The 15,515-nt window shown below is 67.1% G+C and carries 16 protein-coding genes; 6 read left to right on the top strand and 10 right to left on the bottom strand.

The genetic code is table 11. The features are described 5' to 3' along the window. The first annotated feature begins 144 nt into the window (after nucleotides 1-144). The 3 genes from ACX40Y_RS07470 (at nucleotide 145) to ACX40Y_RS07480 (ending at nucleotide 3,653) form a co-directional block, all read left to right on the top strand. The gene (locus tag ACX40Y_RS07470) at nucleotides 145-1,692 is read left to right on the top strand and encodes a putative bifunctional diguanylate cyclase/phosphodiesterase (RefSeq protein ID WP_459118927.1); all 1,548 of its coding nucleotides are present in this window, start codon (nucleotides 145-147) and stop codon (nucleotides 1,690-1,692) included. Nucleotides 1,693-1,747: 55 nt separating this feature from the next. Continuing rightward, nucleotides 1,748-1,942, top strand: coding sequence for a hypothetical protein (locus tag ACX40Y_RS07475; protein WP_459118928.1), 195 nt, complete (start codon nucleotides 1,748-1,750; stop codon nucleotides 1,940-1,942). A 70-nt stretch (nucleotides 1,943-2,012) separates the two neighbouring features. Then, nucleotides 2,013-3,653: an inorganic phosphate transporter gene (locus ACX40Y_RS07480; RefSeq protein ID WP_459118929.1), complete on the top strand. Its 1,641-nt coding sequence runs from the start codon at nucleotides 2,013-2,015 to the stop codon at nucleotides 3,651-3,653. 56 nt (nucleotides 3,654-3,709) lie between these two features. On the opposite strand, the gene ACX40Y_RS07485 is transcribed toward ACX40Y_RS07480, so the two are convergent. Continuing rightward, a complete protein-coding gene (locus tag ACX40Y_RS07485; protein WP_459118930.1) occupies nucleotides 3,710-3,895 on the bottom strand; it encodes a hypothetical protein in 186 nt (61 codons plus the stop codon). A 127-nt stretch (nucleotides 3,896-4,022) separates the two neighbouring features. Between ACX40Y_RS07485 and ACX40Y_RS07490 the strand changes: the two genes are divergently transcribed. Further along, nucleotides 4,023-5,306 carry an MFS transporter gene (locus ACX40Y_RS07490; RefSeq protein WP_459118931.1) on the top strand — a complete coding sequence of 428 codons (1,284 nt, stop codon included), beginning with the start codon at nucleotides 4,023-4,025 and terminating at the stop codon, nucleotides 5,304-5,306. Here the strand turns inward: ACX40Y_RS07490 and rsmD are convergent. Then, nucleotides 5,284-5,823 carry a 16S rRNA (guanine(966)-N(2))-methyltransferase RsmD gene (gene rsmD, locus ACX40Y_RS07495; RefSeq protein WP_459118932.1) on the bottom strand — a complete coding sequence of 180 codons (540 nt, stop codon included), beginning with the start codon at nucleotides 5,821-5,823 and terminating at the stop codon, nucleotides 5,284-5,286. The two genes, ACX40Y_RS07490 and rsmD, sit on opposite strands and share 23 nt — an antisense overlap. Continuing rightward, on the bottom strand, nucleotides 5,823-7,163 hold the full coding sequence (locus ACX40Y_RS07500) for a pseudouridine synthase (RefSeq protein WP_459118933.1): 1,341 nt from the start codon (nucleotides 7,161-7,163) through the stop codon (nucleotides 5,823-5,825). The genes rsmD and ACX40Y_RS07500 overlap by 1 nt, the downstream gene beginning before the upstream one ends. 106 nt (nucleotides 7,164-7,269) lie before the next feature. Between ACX40Y_RS07500 and ACX40Y_RS07505 the strand changes: the two genes are divergently transcribed. Continuing rightward, nucleotides 7,270-7,701 carry a response regulator gene (locus ACX40Y_RS07505; RefSeq protein ID WP_459118934.1) on the top strand — a complete coding sequence of 144 codons (432 nt, stop codon included), beginning with the start codon at nucleotides 7,270-7,272 and terminating at the stop codon, nucleotides 7,699-7,701. Nucleotides 7,702-7,708: 7 nt separating this feature from the next. Here the strand turns inward: ACX40Y_RS07505 and ACX40Y_RS07510 are convergent, their stop codons facing one another. Next, nucleotides 7,709-7,840, bottom strand: coding sequence for a hypothetical protein (locus tag ACX40Y_RS07510; protein ID WP_459118935.1), 132 nt, complete (start codon nucleotides 7,838-7,840; stop codon nucleotides 7,709-7,711). Nucleotides 7,841-8,468: 628 nt separating this feature from the next. On the opposite strand from ACX40Y_RS07510, the gene ACX40Y_RS07515 reads away from it, so the two are divergent. Further along, nucleotides 8,469-9,872 carry an AmpG family muropeptide MFS transporter gene (locus ACX40Y_RS07515; protein WP_459119235.1) on the top strand — a complete coding sequence of 468 codons (1,404 nt, stop codon included), beginning with the start codon at nucleotides 8,469-8,471 and terminating at the stop codon, nucleotides 9,870-9,872. Here ACX40Y_RS07515 and ACX40Y_RS07520 read toward each other — a convergent pair. The 6 genes from ACX40Y_RS07520 to ACX40Y_RS07545 form a co-directional block, all read right to left on the bottom strand. After that, nucleotides 9,869-10,294, bottom strand: coding sequence for a DUF6628 family protein (locus tag ACX40Y_RS07520; RefSeq protein WP_459119236.1), 426 nt, complete (start codon nucleotides 10,292-10,294; stop codon nucleotides 9,869-9,871). The genes ACX40Y_RS07515 and ACX40Y_RS07520 overlap by 4 nt on opposite strands. A gap of 89 nt (nucleotides 10,295-10,383) precedes the next feature. Then, the gene (locus ACX40Y_RS07525) at nucleotides 10,384-11,700 is read right to left on the bottom strand and encodes a bifunctional folylpolyglutamate synthase/dihydrofolate synthase (protein ID WP_459118936.1); all 1,317 of its coding nucleotides are present in this window, start codon (nucleotides 11,698-11,700) and stop codon (nucleotides 10,384-10,386) included. 135 nt (nucleotides 11,701-11,835) lie between these two features. Continuing rightward, entirely contained in the window at nucleotides 11,836-12,696 is an 861-nt protein-coding gene (accD, locus tag ACX40Y_RS07530) for an acetyl-CoA carboxylase, carboxyltransferase subunit beta (RefSeq protein ID WP_459118937.1), read from the bottom strand. Continuing rightward, complete coding sequence (gene trpA, locus ACX40Y_RS07535) at nucleotides 12,693-13,505, bottom strand: tryptophan synthase subunit alpha (protein WP_459118938.1); 813 nt, start codon at nucleotides 13,503-13,505, stop codon at nucleotides 12,693-12,695. The genes accD and trpA overlap by 4 nt, the downstream gene beginning before the upstream one ends. Continuing rightward, nucleotides 13,502-14,731, bottom strand: a complete 1,230-nt coding sequence (trpB, locus tag ACX40Y_RS07540) for a tryptophan synthase subunit beta (RefSeq protein WP_459118939.1) — start codon at nucleotides 14,729-14,731, stop codon at nucleotides 13,502-13,504. Before trpB ends, trpA begins: the two co-directional genes overlap by 4 nt. Then, entirely contained in the window at nucleotides 14,728-15,366 is a 639-nt protein-coding gene (locus tag ACX40Y_RS07545) for a phosphoribosylanthranilate isomerase (protein WP_459118940.1), read from the bottom strand. The genes trpB and ACX40Y_RS07545 overlap by 4 nt, the downstream gene beginning before the upstream one ends. Nucleotides 15,367-15,515 lie beyond the last annotated feature (149 nt).

Raw genomic sequence — 15,515 nt, forward strand, 5'->3', positions numbered from 1 at the left:
CTAGGGAACGGGGCCCGCCGGGGCAAGGCGGCGATCGCGCATCGTACCCTGCAGCGGCGGTTCGCCGGTAACCGCGTCTATAAAGGATCAAGGAGTCGCGAGTGGAACGATATGCGCGGTCGCTGGCCTAGACGCCGAATTTACGTGGTTACGCGGGCCGAGGCCGCGATCGTGACAGTCGGGGGCGTTCTGTTCGCGAGCTGGGCGTCGATCGTTCACCCGTTCGAAACCGTGGTGGCTTTCCTGATGTCATTCGGGAAATGGCCGGTCGACGAGATCTTCTTCACCTTTTCGCTTTCCGCTTTCGCCTTATTCGCGATCGCCTTGCGACGTGCCGGTGAACTCGCCGGCGAAATGGCCAACCGCGAGGCGGCAGAGGCGCGTGCGCTGTCGCTGGCGCGGCATGACCCGCTCACCGGCCTCGCCAATCGTCGCGTGTTGCAGGATTCGCTGCCGACGCTGGTCGCTGCCGCCGAGGCGGCGGCGCGCCAGTGCACGTTGCTTTGCATCGACCTCGATCATTTCAAGCCGATCAACGACGTGTACGGCCACGAAACGGGGGATCGCGTGCTGGGCGAGGTTGCGACGCGCCTGTCGCAGATCGCAAAGGGCGAACTGGTCGCCCGGACGGGCGGCGACGAGTTCGTCATGGCGGTTCTCCAGGAACATGGCAGTGATGCCGCCGCCCGCCTGGCTGGGCGGGTGATCCAGTCGCTTTCCGCCCCGTACCGAATCGGCGACCGCCGGCTCGAGATCGGCGCCTCGGTTGGCATCGCCCGAAGCCCGCTCGACGCGAGCTCGGCCGAGGACCTGCTTCGCGCCGCGGACGTCGCGATGTACGAATCGAAGCGGAGCGGGCGGGGCACCTATCACTTCTTCCGCAGCGACATGGACGAGCGGCTCCGCACCCGTGCCGCGATCGAGGCCGACCTGCGCGACGCGATCGAGAATGGCGAGATCGTCCCCTATTTCCAGCCGGTGATTTCGCTGGCCGATGATCGCGTGCTCGGCTTCGAGGCGCTCGCCCGGTGGCACCACCCGGTTCGGGGCACAATCGCGCCGGACACGTTCATCCCCGTCGCCGAGGATCTGGGCCTGATCGACATGCTGTCGGTGCGGATCCTGCGCGACGGGTGCATCGCGGCGCGCGAATGGGCGCCGGATGCGACGCTGTCGATCAACATATCGCCGGTGCAGTTGCGCGATCCGTGGCTCGCGGTGCGCCTGCTCGCCGTGCTCACCGATACCGGATTTCCGCCGGGTCGCCTGATCATCGAGGTGACCGAGAACGCAATCATCGACGATATTCCGGCCGTCGCCGAACTGTTCGAATCGCTCCGGCGCACCGGCATCCGCATCGCGCTCGACGATTTCGGCAAAGGCTATTCCAGCCTGTCTCATCTGCGTCTGCTGCACTTCGATCATCTCAAGATCGACGGGTCGTTCGTCCGCACGGTGGCTTCGCCCGAGAGCCAGAAGATCGTGAAGGCGGTGGCCGGCCTCGGCAAGGCGCTGGGCATGCCGGTGACGGCCGAAGGCGTCGAGACGGCTGCCGCCGCCGAGCTGTTGCGATCGCTCGGTTGCGAGCAGGCGCAGGGATATTTTTACGGGACGCCCGCGCCGGCGGGGGCGCTGGGCGTTGCGGCTGACGGCGAGTCCCGGTTCGAGAAGGGCGTCGCGACCGGCAACTGACGGCGCCGGATTGCCTAATGCCGCGCCCCCGCTTATGGGCGGCGCCAGAGTTTCTATGGCACCCCGCAACCTTTCCCGCCGGCTTAAGGTCCGGCTCGCAGCTGTCATCACGCTGGCGATCGTCGCTGCCGTCGTGGCGTGGCGCAGCCACCCGTCGGGCGCGAACATGGCATGTACGCCGGGGCGCGAGGAGCAGCGTGATTCCACTGGCAAGCTGGTGCGGATCGTCCGCACCGAATGCCTCCGCTGAGCCGTCATGGCCTGACCGTCATCGACTCGTCATCATCCTGTCACAAGTTACGCCCAGAGGCGCATTCATCATGGCGACACTCGCAATGGAACAAGCCCCGCCCGCACCTGCGGGACGGAGTCCCCGCTTCGACTACGAGACGCATCCCATCGCCAAGGCGCTGTTCGGGATCGTCATCGTAGGGGGTCTGGCTTTCGCCGGCTGGAGCGTTCTCACCGATACGCGCGGCGTGGGCGAGGAACTCGCATTCGGCGTTTTCGCCTTTCTCGGCCTTGCGCTGCTGATCGCCCTCGGCTTCGAGTTCGTGAACGGGTTTCACGATACCGCCAATGCCGTCGCGACCGTGATCTACACCAATTCGATGCCTGCCCATCTGGCGGTCGTGTGGTCCGGAGTATTCAATTTCCTGGGCGTGATGGTGTCGAGCGGCGCCGTCGCCTATTCGATCATCACGCTGCTGCCGGTTGATCTGATCCTCAACGTCGGCTCGGCCTCGGGCTTCGCGATGATCTTCGCGCTGCTGCTTGCCGCGGTGCTGTGGAATCTCGGTACCTGGTATATCGGCCTGCCCAATTCCTCCAGCCATACGCTGATCGGATCGGTGCTGGGCGTCGGTTTCGCCAACCAGCTGATCTCGGCGGGTTCGCGCGGCGGCACAGCCGGTGTCGACTGGAGTCAGGCGCAGAAGGTGCTGACCGGCCTGTGGATGGCGCCGCTGATCGGGTTCGGCGCGGCACTGCTGCTCCTGCTCGTGATGCGGATGCTGGTCCGCAATCCCAAGCTTTACCGCACGCCCGAAGGCAACACGCCCCCACCGTGGGGAATCCGCTCATTGCTGGTGTTCACCTGCACCGCGGTGTCGTTCAGCCACGGCTCGAACGACGGCCAGAAGGGCATGGGGCTGATCATGCTGATCCTGATAGGCTGCGCGCCGACGGCCTATGCGCTCAACCGCACCCTGCCGGCGAGTTCGACCCCGGCGTTCGTCGAAACGGCGCGTAGCGCGTCCGCGGCATTCGACGCGCGCAGTGGCGGCATCGTGATGCCGACCGATCGTGCGCGAGCGACGCTGACTCAGGCATTGCAGCAGCGCAAGGCGGACAGCCCGGCCGTGTTCGCGGCGCTCGAAAGCCTCTCCGAAGACCTCACCCAGCGGGTCGCCAGCTATGGCTCGCTCAGCAAGGTCCCTGCCGAAGCGACGTCGAACGTCCGCAACGACATGTATCTGGTGCTCGACTCCACCAAGCTGGCGATCAAGAAGCCCGACAGCTTCAAGCCCGCCGAGATCGCCAAGCTCAAGCGCTATCAGAAGACGCTTGAGGAGGGCACGCGCTTCATCCCGCTCTGGGTCAAGATCGTCGTTGCCCTGGCGCTCGGCCTCGGCACGATGATCGGCTGGAAGCGTATCGTTGTCACCGTGGGCGAGAAGATCGGCAAGCAGCACATGACCTATGGCATGGGCGCGTCGGCCGAACTCGTCGCGGCCGGCACGATCCTGGCGGCGGACAATTTCGGCCTGCCGGTTTCGACCACGCACATTCTGTCATCGGGCGTCGCTGGCGCATCGGTGGCGAGTGGTGCCGGCCTGCAGTCGCGCACGATCCGCAACCTTGCGATGGCGTGGCTTCTGACGCTGCCGGCCGCAATGGCGCTTTCCGGGGGCCTTTACTGGTTGATGCTCACGGCTGTTCGGGTGTTCGGCCTCAACTGATCGATGATACGGAGATTGTGGCGCGGGCGGCAAAGATACTGCCCGCGCCTTTCCTGTCAGACGCCCGGCGCGGTTCGCTTCAGTTCGTGCAGCGCCAGGTGAAGGCTCTGGCCGACACCCTGTGTATCGGCATGCAGATCGGCCTTCAGGTGCTCGACGGGATTGTAGCAGGCGACCGTCGCGCCGGCCATCAATGAGAAGAAGGTCGCATAGACCAATCGCTTGATTGGCGAATCGCGCATGTCCGTCTCCCTCTTATCCGGCGTTGCGAGTGCCTTGTCGGGTTAACCTTGCAAAACTGACCCGATGCTGAACGCCGCTTGACCAGCGGTCCAGCCGCGGCGAGGGGAGGGCCAGGGAGGATCGACCATGACCAACGCCGCCGCCGCCGTTTCAAACCGGCGCATCCTGTTCGCCAGCCTGGTCGGCACCTCGGTCGAGTTCTACGATTTCTATATCTACGCCACCGCGACTGCACTCGTCTTTGGCCCGCTGTTTTTCCCGGCGCAGGAGCCGTGGCTGCAACAGGTGGGTGCCTATGCCAGCTTCAGCGTCGCCTTTTTCGCGCGGCCTTTGGGCGGGCTGGTGTTCGGCCATTTCGGCGACCGGCTCGGGCGCAAGTCGACGCTCGTCGCATCGCTGATGCTGATGGGCCTTTCGACCGTGTTGATCGGCTGCCTACCGACACATGCGATGATCGGCTGGGTCGCACCGGTGCTGCTTTGCCTGTTGCGGTTCGGACAGGGCCTCGGCCTCGGCGGCGAATGGGGTGGGGCGAGCCTGTTGGCGGTCGAATATGCGCCAAAGGGCTGGGGCTATCGCTATGGCAGTTTCCCGCCGCTGGGGGCGCCGGTGGGGTTTATCGCGGCCAACGGGCTGTTCCTGCTGCTGGGTGCCTTTCTCGACGATGCCCAGTTCCGCGACTGGGGATGGCGCCTGCCGTTCATCGCGAGTGCGGTGCTGGTCGGGCTTGGGCTGTGGGTGCGGCTGCGTATCGCCGAGACGCCGGCGTTCGTCGAGGCCGCCGAACATGCGCCGCCGCCCGCCGTGCCGTTCGGCGAACTCGTCCAGCGGCATCTGGTCCCGACGCTCGCGGGCACGCTCGGCACGGTCGCGTGCTTCGCGCTATTCTATGTCGCGACGCTGTTCGCGATCGGTTTCGGCACGAAGACGCTCGGTTATGACCGCGAGGTGTTTCTGGGGATCGAGCTTGCCGCGATCCTGTTCATGGCGATCGGGATCGGTCTGGCCGGATGGATGGCGGATCATGTAGGCGCCGGGCGCGTGCTGGCGCTCGGCTGTCTGGCGATGGCGCCGCTCGGCATCGCCATGCCCTGGCTGCTGATCCCCGGCTCCCTCCCGGCGGTGTTCGTCTGGCTCGCCGCCGCACTGTTCGTGATGGGTTTCGTTTACGGGCCGCTCGGCGGCTGGCTGCCGAGCCTGTTCCCGGCCCAGGTTCGCTACACGGGCGTCTCCGTGACGTTCAACCTCGGCGGTATCCTGGGCGGCGGGCTGACGCCACTGATCGCCGAGACGCTGGTGGGGCGCGGCGGGATCGGCATGGTTGGCTGGTATCTCGCTGCCGCAGCGCTGCTCAGCCTCGGCGGCCTGATGATGACGCGCTGGTCGCTCAGTCGGCGCGAAGCAGGGTAAGCCGTGCCTTGCCGTGGACGCGATCGGCGTCGACGGTGAAGCCCGCCACCGAAACCATCTCGTCCCGGCCTGTCTCGATGCTTATCCAGGTCGCCGGCCCCACCCAACCGAGCCGTGCCAGCTTGTCGAGCGCGACGGCGCCCGCACCGCTGCCATAGGGTGGGTCCATCAGGATCAGGTCGAGCGGCGCCCGCGCAGGACCGAGCGCGAGCACCGAGCTCGGCCGGATGTCGGCACCCTTGGCGCCCAGCGCCGCGACATTCGCCTTCAGCGTATCGAGCGCCGCGCGATCCTGCTCGACGAACAGGCAGGATGCCGCGCCGCGCGACAGCGCCTCAAGGCCCAGCGCGCCCGAGCCGGCGAACAGATCGCCGACGGCGAGATCCTCGAAACTGCCGAGCCGCGACGCCAGCATCGAAAACAATGCCTCGCGCGTGCGATCGGCGGTCGGCCGCGTGGTATCGCCCTTCGGCGCGACCAGCAGCCGCCCGCGCCACTCGCCGGCAATGATTCGCATCAGCCACGCCCCCGCGGCGGGCGGCCGCCACCCGGCCGGGGCTTGCGCGGCCCGCCGGGGCGATCCCCGCCCGGTGCCGGTCGCTGCCTGCGAGACGATGCGGTTTTGCCACCATCGCGCATCGGTCCTGTCCGGCGCGGCTTGGCGCCGGCGCGATCGGTAAACTCGCTGTCACGCGCCGTTTGTTCGCGCAGACCGAGCGTACCGGTCCGCGACGGCCGTGCTTCGCCCTCGCCACCACGTGGGGGCCGTGACCTCGCCGGGCGATCGGTAGCCGCATCCGATCGGTTCGCCGGCCGCCCGTCGCGAATCGTCTTGCGTATGGGGCGAAGCGCCTCGGCGTCGCCGCCGCGGCGCGGCCGCCGATCGGCGCTTGTCCGGTTGCCGGCTGCGGGTGCCCGATCGTCGCCGGTCGAGCCCGGCTTCGGCGTATTGCGCGGCGTGAAGGAGGGTTTTTTCGGGGGGGCGACAGGCTTGGCGATGCGGCGTCGACCCTCTGGCTCGACCACCGGCGTCGGCTTTGGCTTGAGCGCCTCGACGCGCTGCCGCACCGCGAATTGCAGGTTTGACGCCGCCTTGCCGCCACCTGGCTTCGACAACACCGTGCGGAAGGTGATCAGGTCCGTCCTCCGGATCTCGTCGACATCACCGACAGGCAGGTCGCCCAGATAGAAGGGGCCATAGCGGGTGCGGATCAGGCGGCTGACCTCGAGTCCGAGATACTCCAGCACGCGCCGCACTTCGCGGTTCTTGCCCTCGGTCAGCGTCAGCTCGATCCACAGGTTCGCGCCGGTGCGGCGTTCGATGTTCGCGTTGATCGGCCCGTATCGCACGCCGTCGATCTCGACGCCGAGCATCAGATCCTCGAGCTGCTCTTGGGTCACAGGTCCATAGGCCCTGGCCCGATAGCTGCGCTCCACGCCGCTTGCCGGCAGTTCGAGCTGGCGCTTCAGTTCGCCATCGGTCGTCAGGAGCAACAGACCTTCGGTATTGAGGTCGAGCCGGCCGACCGGCATCACCCGGGGCAAGCCTTCGGGCATGCGATCATAAATGGTCGGGCGGCCGCTGAAGTCGCGCTCGGCGGTCAGCAGACCGGCGGATTTGTGATAGCGAAACAGACGTGCGGGGGCGGGCTCGGCAACCGGCTTGCCATCGACCGTGATCCCGTGCAGCGATTTCAGGATCGTCGCGGGCGTATCGAGCGCGACGCCGTTCAGCGCGATGCGCCCCTCGGCGATCATGCGTTCGATCTCGCGGCGCGATGCGACGCCGGCGCGGGCGAGCAGCTTGGCGATACGCTGCCCATCGGCATCGGATTTGGGAGGCTTGGTGGTCGACACCCGGGCGCTATAGCGGGATTGGCGCGGGGGGCAAAAAATTATGCGCTACCGCAGGCGCCTTTACGCGTTCATGGGATGACGCGCAATCGAGATGGATTTGGAATTGATGTTGTTCGGCAGGAAGAAGCGACGGATCGAACAGGTGCTGGTGGTCGAAGACGAGCCGCTGGTCGCATTCGATACCGAGCATTTTCTGCGCGAATCGGGCTTTCAGATCGTCGCTACCGTCGATTCGATCATCGATGCGAGCCGGGTGCTAGACGGTGAGGACGAGCTCGATCTTGTTCTCGCTGACATCAACCTCGCCGACGGCAGCGGGATCGAGGTGGCGCGAACGGCGACCGCACGGGGGGTGCCCGTGCTGTTCGTCACCGGCAATTTTCCCGATGAAGCCCGGATATACGCCGCCGGCTGCCTGTCAAAGCCGTATCAGCAAAGGGACCTGCTGGCAGCGATCGACGCGATCGAGGCGGCGCTCGATGGCACGGCACTGCCGCGCCGGCTTCCCTCGAGCTTCAGCCTGTTCGTCGGTCGCTGAACGCGCCCTAGCGCCAGAGCAGCATCACCACGACGCCGATCCAGCTGAAGACCGCGGCGAGTGTGGCAAGCTGCGCCATCATTTCGCCCGCCGACATCTGGGGTTTGGCGGCTTTGCTGTGGCTCGCGGTCCTGCGCATTCGATCGTCTCCTTTTGCGTTGCCCTCACTATAGCGGCCGCAGCTGAACGAGACCCTTCCGCATATTTCCGCACCCGCGATCGTTGCCCCGATCCGGCGTATGTCCGGCACGCCCTGGCCCGACCGCGCAACCCGCGATGGCCTTACATGCGAAAGGGAGCGCGGGCCACCGCGAGAATCCTGCGTGCTGCGCGTCGTTCGCGGCTATCCTCGCGCCGATTTTCAGCTAGTTTCCGCGCCAATGCCGAAGGAACATGTACGAATGCATCCCGACCGCCCGGCGCGCGCCCTCTATCTCATCGGTCAGTTCGCCATCGCCGTCGCGCTCGCCGCGCTGGCCCTGCCGTGGCTGACGATTGCCCTGCCGGACAGCGGTACCGCGGTGGTTCACGGCTATTCGATCGTTTTAGGCTGGCAGGGGCCTGGCGGCGCGGTGCTTGCGCCTTCGATGACGTTCGTCCTCGGGTTGCTTGCGCTTGCGGCATCGCTGGGCCTCAGCGTCGCGTGGCGGGGCCGCGGGGGTGGGAGCCTGATCGTCGCCGGTGCCCTGGTCGGCGCCGTGCTTTTGATGCTGGCGACGCTGTTCGTCGTCTTCGCGCCGCCCAAGTCGCTTGCTGGTGGCGTGCCGATGCTCGGCTGGGGTGTGGCGCCCGCCGTCCTTGCGCTGGTGGTTGCGTTCTTCGCCGGTCGCGCTGCGGCAGGCCCCGAATGGCGCGGCGAATTGCCCGAGGCCGTTCGGCCCTATTTCGAGCGTGGGCCGCTCGCCGCCTTCGCGCTCGGGCTTTCCTCCGGCTTCCCGTTCGCGATGATCGGCGCGACGCTCACCACCCGTCTCGCGCAGAGCGGGATCGACAAGAGCACCGTCACCGCCTTCACGCTCGCGATTCTGGTCTACAACTTCAAGTTCATCTGGGCGTGGGTCGTCGACAGCGTGCCGATCCCGCTGCTCGGACGGCTCGGCCAGCGTGTCTCGTGGTTGATCGTCGCTGGCGGGCTCGTGATCGCGGCGACCGCCAACCTGGCGTTGATCGAGCCCGATCCGGCCAATATCCTGCCGATGGTCGTCGCGGCGGTGCTGATGGGCGCGGCGGGCGCCACCTACGACATCGTCATCGACGGCTACCGGATCGAGATCCTGGAGCCGCGTCAGCTCGGCTATGGGTCGGGCATGTCGCAATATGGCTGGCGGATCGGATCGGCGGGGGCGGGCGCTCTCGCGCTGGTCATCGCCGCCCGGATCGGTTGGGAGGTTGCCTATATCGCCTGTGCGCTGTTCGCGCTCCCGGCGATCGCGACGGGGCTAATCGTCGGCGAGCCCGAACGGCGCCGCGCCGCTGCCGAGCGACGCAGCCTCGCGACCGTGGCGGCATCGATCTGGCGCCCGTTCGTGCAGTTCTTCGCCCGCGAAGGCGCGCTGATCGTCCTTCTTTTCATCTTCGTCCACAAGATCGGCGACACCCTCGCCAATCTCACCTTTCGCCTGTTGTTCAACGATCTCGGCTTTACCAATGACGAGATCGCCTTTTTCGACGTCTCCCTCGGCTTCCTTGCCTATATGATCGGCGTGTTCATCGGCGGGGTGCTCTATGCGCGGATGGGAATGAAGCGATCGGTGATGCTCAGCCTGATCCTGATGGCGGTGTCGAACCTCAGCTTTGCGGGGCTGGCAGCGGTCGGCCATTCCAATGCGGGCATGGCCGCCGCGATCGGATTCGAGAATATTGCCAGCGGCTTTGGCGGCGTGGTGGTGATCGCCTATTTCTCGGCGCTCACCGACCTGCGGTTCACGGCGGCACAATATGCGTTGATTTCAGCCGGGGCGAGCATCGTCGGGCGCTTCATCACCGGCACGACCGCCGGCGCGCTGATCAAGGCGATGGGCTATGTCGACTTCTATCTGTTCACCACCGTCATCGCGCTACCTGGAGTCGCGATTTACTGGTGGATGATGCGGACCGGATTGGTCGACCGCTCGATCGGCAGCGCGGGAAAGCTCGGCGAGGGCGACGCCCGCCAGGGGGGGCAATCCTAGCCTTCGAGCGGCAGCATCAGCTGCGCGAAGGTTTCGGCCAGTGCATGGGCGGTCGGCAACAGCCCGCTCGCATCGCGCACCGACAGCAGATCGGCGAGCAGCAACTGCGCGCCCATCGGGTTCGTGCGAACCTTGCCGAGCGCGTCGAGCAGCGCCGCCTCCGGTGCGGTCATCCGCGGGCAGCACCAGGGTGCGATCTGAACCGGCCCGCCCGCCATGGCCGACATTTCCTGCATCAGCGCCCGCACCAGCACGAGCGGCCGGCGGAAATGTTTGCCGAACGCGACGACGAATGCGTGCGCGGTGCTGGCATCGCTGAGTCCGTGCGCCCCCGTCTGGCGGATCGCGAACAGCAACAGCCGCGCGCCCGCGTCTTCCGGCTGCAGCGCGGGAAGGGCGGTTGCCAAGCTCTGAGCGGACACGGTCAATTCGATTCTCCCGAGCAGTGATGGGAGCATCATGCGTATCCGCTATTGATAGTCAATCGCAATATGATCGATGGTTGCCGGGGTCAGTCGGGCAGCTGCCGGTTGGCCTCCAGTACCGTCCCCGCAAGGTAGAGCGAACCGAGGATCAGGATCGTCGATGCATTCGGCGTTCGATCGGCGATGCCGCGCAATGCCGCGGGCACGTCCGCCGCCATGGCCGTCGTCCGAACGCCCAGGGACTCGGCCAGTGCCGCGAGCGCGGCGGGGGCGTGGTGGTCGTGTCCGGGCACCGGCAACGCCGTGACGCTTGCCAGCTGCGGCACCAGCGGTTGCAGCAGCCCCGTGGGATCCTTGTTGGCGAGCATGCCGATCACGAGGTGGCAAGAAGGCGCCGGCGCGTCGCTCAACGCGGCAAGCGTACCCGCAATTGCCGCGCCGGCGGCAGGGTTGTGACCGCCGTCGAGCCAGATCGTCGCCGCGGCCGGGGCCATCGCCGCCAATGGTCCTGCTTGCAGCCGCTGCATTCGTGCCGGCCAGGTTGTTTCGGTGGCGGCTGTGGCGAACGCCGCGTTCGGGATGGCGAGCGCTTTCTGATGGCGCAGCATCGCTACCGCGAGGCCCAGATTGCCCGGCTGGTGCGGCCCGGCCATGCTTGGCATGGGCATTTCGATGCTGCCCTGGCCGTCGCGATAGACCAGGCGCCCGCCTTCCTCCGCAATGTCCCAGGCGGTGCCCTGCGCAAGGATTGGGGCGCCGGTGCGGGAGATCACGTTGGCGATCTCCGGCTCGTAGCGCATCGTCACCATCGGTACGCCGGGCTTGGCGATGCCCGCCTTCTCCCCGGCGATTTGGGGAAGGGTGTCGCCAAGAAATGCCTGATGATCGATGCCGAGCTGGGCGATGCCCGTGACGATCGGCGCGGGAATGACGTTGGTGGCGTCCAGCCGACCGCCCAGGCCCACTTCGATCACGCAGGCATCGGCAGGCGTGCGGGCGAAGGCGAGGAAGGCGGCGGCGGTCGTGACTTCAAAGAAGCTCGCGCCGATATCGCCGCCGGCATCCAGCACTTCGGCGAGCAGCGGGGCGAGCACGGCATCGTCGATCAACCGGCCCGCGAGCCTGATGCGTTCGTTGAAGCGGACGAGGTGCGGGCTCGAATAGACATGCACGCGCAAGCCCGCCGCCTCCAGCGCGGCGCGGAGGAAGGCGCAGGTCGATCCCTTGCCGTTGGTGCCGGCGACGTGGAGTACCGGCGGCAGGCGGAGATGCGGATTGCCGACCCGCTCCAGCAGGCGGGTGATGCGATCGAGGCCGAGGATGTCGGCGCCGGGGGAGAGCAGGGTCAGCCGGTCGAGCTGGGCCTGGACGGCCGGATCGGTGGAGCGAGCGAAGTCAGGCATGTCGCGCTTGCTTAAGCCCCCCCTCCTTGGAGGAGGGGTTGGGGGTGGAGGGATTCCAGAACGCTTGTTGGTCTCTGCGAGGCACAGCCCCACCCCAACTCCTCCCCTGAAGGGGAGGGGCTAAGAAGGTCGAACTTACGCCGCCGCGCGCGCCTCACACAGCAGGCCGATCAACTGGCCAAGCGTGTCGCGCAGTTCCTTGCGGTGCGTCACCATGTCGACCAGCCCGTGGTCGCGATAATATTCGCTGGTCTGAAAATCGTCGGGCAGCTTCTCGCGGATCGTGTTCTCGATCACGCGGCGGCCGGTGAAGGCGAGGGTCGCGCCCGGCTCGGCGATCTGGACATCGCCCAGCATCGCATAGGCCGCCATCACGCCGCCCGAGGTCGGATCGGTCAGGACGACGATATAGGGCAGGCCTGCATCATGCAGCATCTCGATCGCCACGGTGGTGCGTGGCATCTGCATCAGGCTGAGAATGCCCTCCTGCATGCGCGCGCCGCCCGAGGCGGTGAAGACGGTATAGGGCGCGCGGGCCGCGATCGCCGCTTCCACGCCGGCGATGAACGCCTCGCCCACGGCCTGGCCCATCGATCCGCCCATGAAGGCGAAATCCTGCACGCCGATCACCGCCTTGTGGCCGTGGATCGTGCCGCTGGCGTTCTGGAAAGCGTCCTGCTCGCCGGTGCTCGCCCGCGCCGCCTTCAGCCGCGCCGGGTAGGGTTTGGAGTCGCGGAACTTCAGCGGATCCTCGGCCACCTTGGGGCTGGGCAGCAACTTGAAGCTGCCCGAATCGAAGATATGCTCGAAACGCTTGGCGGCGCCAATCCGATCATGATGGTTGCAGTGCGGGCAAACGTTCAGGTTCGCCTCGAACTCCTTCATGAACACCATCTGCCCGCATCCCTTGCACTTGTGCCAGAGATTGTCGGGGCTCTCTTCCCCGCGGGTGGTGACATAGGCGAGCGCGTTACGGACGCGCGAAATCCAGCTCATGCGATTTCCTTGCGTGCGGCGACCAGCGCCGTCTTCAATGTTTCGATATAGGCACGGACGGGTGCCGCCGCATTGGCGCCGTGGTAGCCGACCAGCTCGACGATTGCCGATCCGACGACCACGCCGTCAGCAATGCGGCCGATCGCGGCGGCCTGTTCGGGGGTGCGGACGCCGAAGCCCACCGCGATCGGCAGATCAGTCGCGGCCTTGAGGCGGGCGACCGCTGCCTCGACCGAGGCGGTGGCCGCCTGCTGCAACCCGGTGATCCCGGCGACCGAGACATAGTAGAGGAACCCGGAGGCACCCGCCAGCACCGCCGGCAGCCGGGCGACATCGGTGGTGGGGGTGGCGAGGCGGATATTGGCGACGTCGGCGGCGCGCAGCGCTTCGCCGAGGCTGTCGTCTTCCTCCGCCGGAATGTCGACGCAGATCACGCCGTCGGCACCAGCATCGCGTGCGGCGTTCGCGAACCACTCGGGACCGCGGCGCGTCATCGGGTTGGCATAGCCCATGAGTACCAGCGGCACCTCCGGATGGCGCGCGCGGAACGCGGTGGCGATGGCGAGCACGTCCGCCGTGGTGGTACCGGCGGCGAGGCTGCGCAGGTTCGCCGCCTGGATCGCCGGGCCGTCGGCCATCGGATCGGTGAACGGCATGCCGAGCTCGATCACGTCGGCGCCACCCGCGACGAGCGCGTCGAGGATCGCAGCGGTGGCGCCGGGCGTGGGGTCGCCGGCGGTGACGAAGGTCACCAGCGCGGCGCGGCCCTGGTCGGCGGCGCGGGCAAAGGCGTTGGCGAGCCGGGTCACATCTGCACTCCCAGCGCGTCGGCGACGGTGAAGATATCCTTGTCGCCGCGACCGCAGAGGTTGGCGAGGATCACCTTGTCGCGCGGCATGGTGCGGGCGACCTTGGCCACCGCGGCAATGGCATGGCTCGGCTCGAGCGCGGGGATGATCCCCTCGGTGCGGCAGAGCAGCTGGAAGGCGTCGAGCGCCTCGGTGTCGGTCACCGCGGTATAGTCGACGCGGCCGATGTCGCGCAGCCAGGCGTGTTCCGGCCCGATGCCCGGATAGTCGAGACCCGCCGAGATCGAATGCGCCTCGGTGATCTGGCCGTCCTCGTCCTGCAGCAGATAGGTGCGGTTGCCGTGGAGAATGCCCGGCGCGCCGCCGGCAAGGCTGGCGGCATGGCGCTTGTCGAGCCCTTCGCCGGCCGCCTCGACGCCGAGCATCTTAACCTCGGCATCGTCGAGGAACGGGTGGAACAGGCCGATCGCGTTCGATCCGCCGCCGATCGCGGCGACCAGCAGGTCGGGCAGCTTGCCGGTGCGTGCCAGCATCTGTGCGCGCGCCTCGCGGCCGATGACCGACTGGAAGTCACGGACCAGCTCCGGATAGGGGTGCGGGCCGGCGGCGGTGCCGATGATGTAGAAGGTGTCGTGGACGTTCGCGACCCAGTCGCGCAGGCCCTCGTTCATCGCATCCTTGAGCGTCGCTGCGCCCGAGGTGACCGGCACCACTTCGGCGCCGAGCAGCTTCATGCGGAACACATTGGGCTGCTGCCGCGCCACGTCGGTAGCACCCATATAGATCACGCAAGGCAGGCCGAAGCGCGCGCAGACGGTGGCGGTGGCCACGCCGTGCTGGCCCGCGCCGGTTTCGGCGATGATCCGCGTCTTGCCCATCCGCATCGCGAGCAGGATCTGGCCGATGCAGTTGTTGATCTTGTGCGCGCCGGTGTGATTGAGCTCGTCGCGCTTGAACCAGACCTCCGCGCCCATGCCCTCGGGCGCGTTCTCGCGAAGCGCCTCGGTCAGCCGCTCCGCATGGTAAAGCGGGCTGGGGCGGCCGACATAATGTTCGAGCAGGTCGTCGAACTCGGCCTGGAAGGCGGGATCCGCCTTGGCGGCTTCGTACTCGCGCTCCAGGTCGAGGATCAGCGGCATCAGCGTCTCGGCGACAAAGCGTCCGCCGAACTGGCCGAAATGCCCGCGTTCGTCGGGCTGGGCGCGGAAGGAGTTGGGTGTGCTCATGATCGGGCCACGGCTTTAAGGAATGCTGCGATCTTGTCCACATCCTTGACGCCCGGTGCGGCCTCGATGCCCGAAGAGACATCCACCAGACGGGCACCGGTGAAGCGGATCGCCTCGCCGACATTGCCCGCATCCAGCCCGCCGGAAAGGACCCAGGGCAGGGGGTGCGCGAATCCGTCGAGCAGCTTCCAGTCGAAGCGCAGGCCGGTGCCGCCGGGCACCCTGGCGCCCTCGGGCGCCTTGGCATCGTAGAGGAGGCGGTCGGCGGCACCGCGGAAGGCGGCAGCGGGCGCGAGATCGGCGCGGGTCTTCACCGCCAGCGCCGCCCAAATTTCGAGGCGGGTGCGCGCCTTGACCGCGGCGGCGCGCTCGGGGGTCACCTTGTGGAGCTGGATCACGTCCAGCCGACCGGCGGCAATGGCGGCATCCAGCAGGCCGTCATCCGGATCGACGAACACCCCGACTCGCGCGATATAGCCGGGCACCCGCGCGGCTAGCCCCTCCGCCTTGTCGAAACTCAGGTGGCGCGGGCTGGGCGGGAAGAAGACGAAGCCGATATGGCTCGCCCCCCTGTCAACAGCGGGATCGAGCGTTTCGGGCGTGGACAGGCCACAGATTTTCGCGGTTGCGGGCATGCCCGTCTAGTTGTCCCATTTTCGCGACGGTACAAGCCTGCAAGCCTCTGTACGCGACTGCCCCAGCAGCCCTTGCTCGCCTGTCATGCGCACTCGTCGAGCAACGCGCCCGCTACGTGCCGGCGTACAATGCGAAAGGAATGCCGGTT

This window comes from Sphingomonas sp. RS6 (assembly GCF_054489705.1).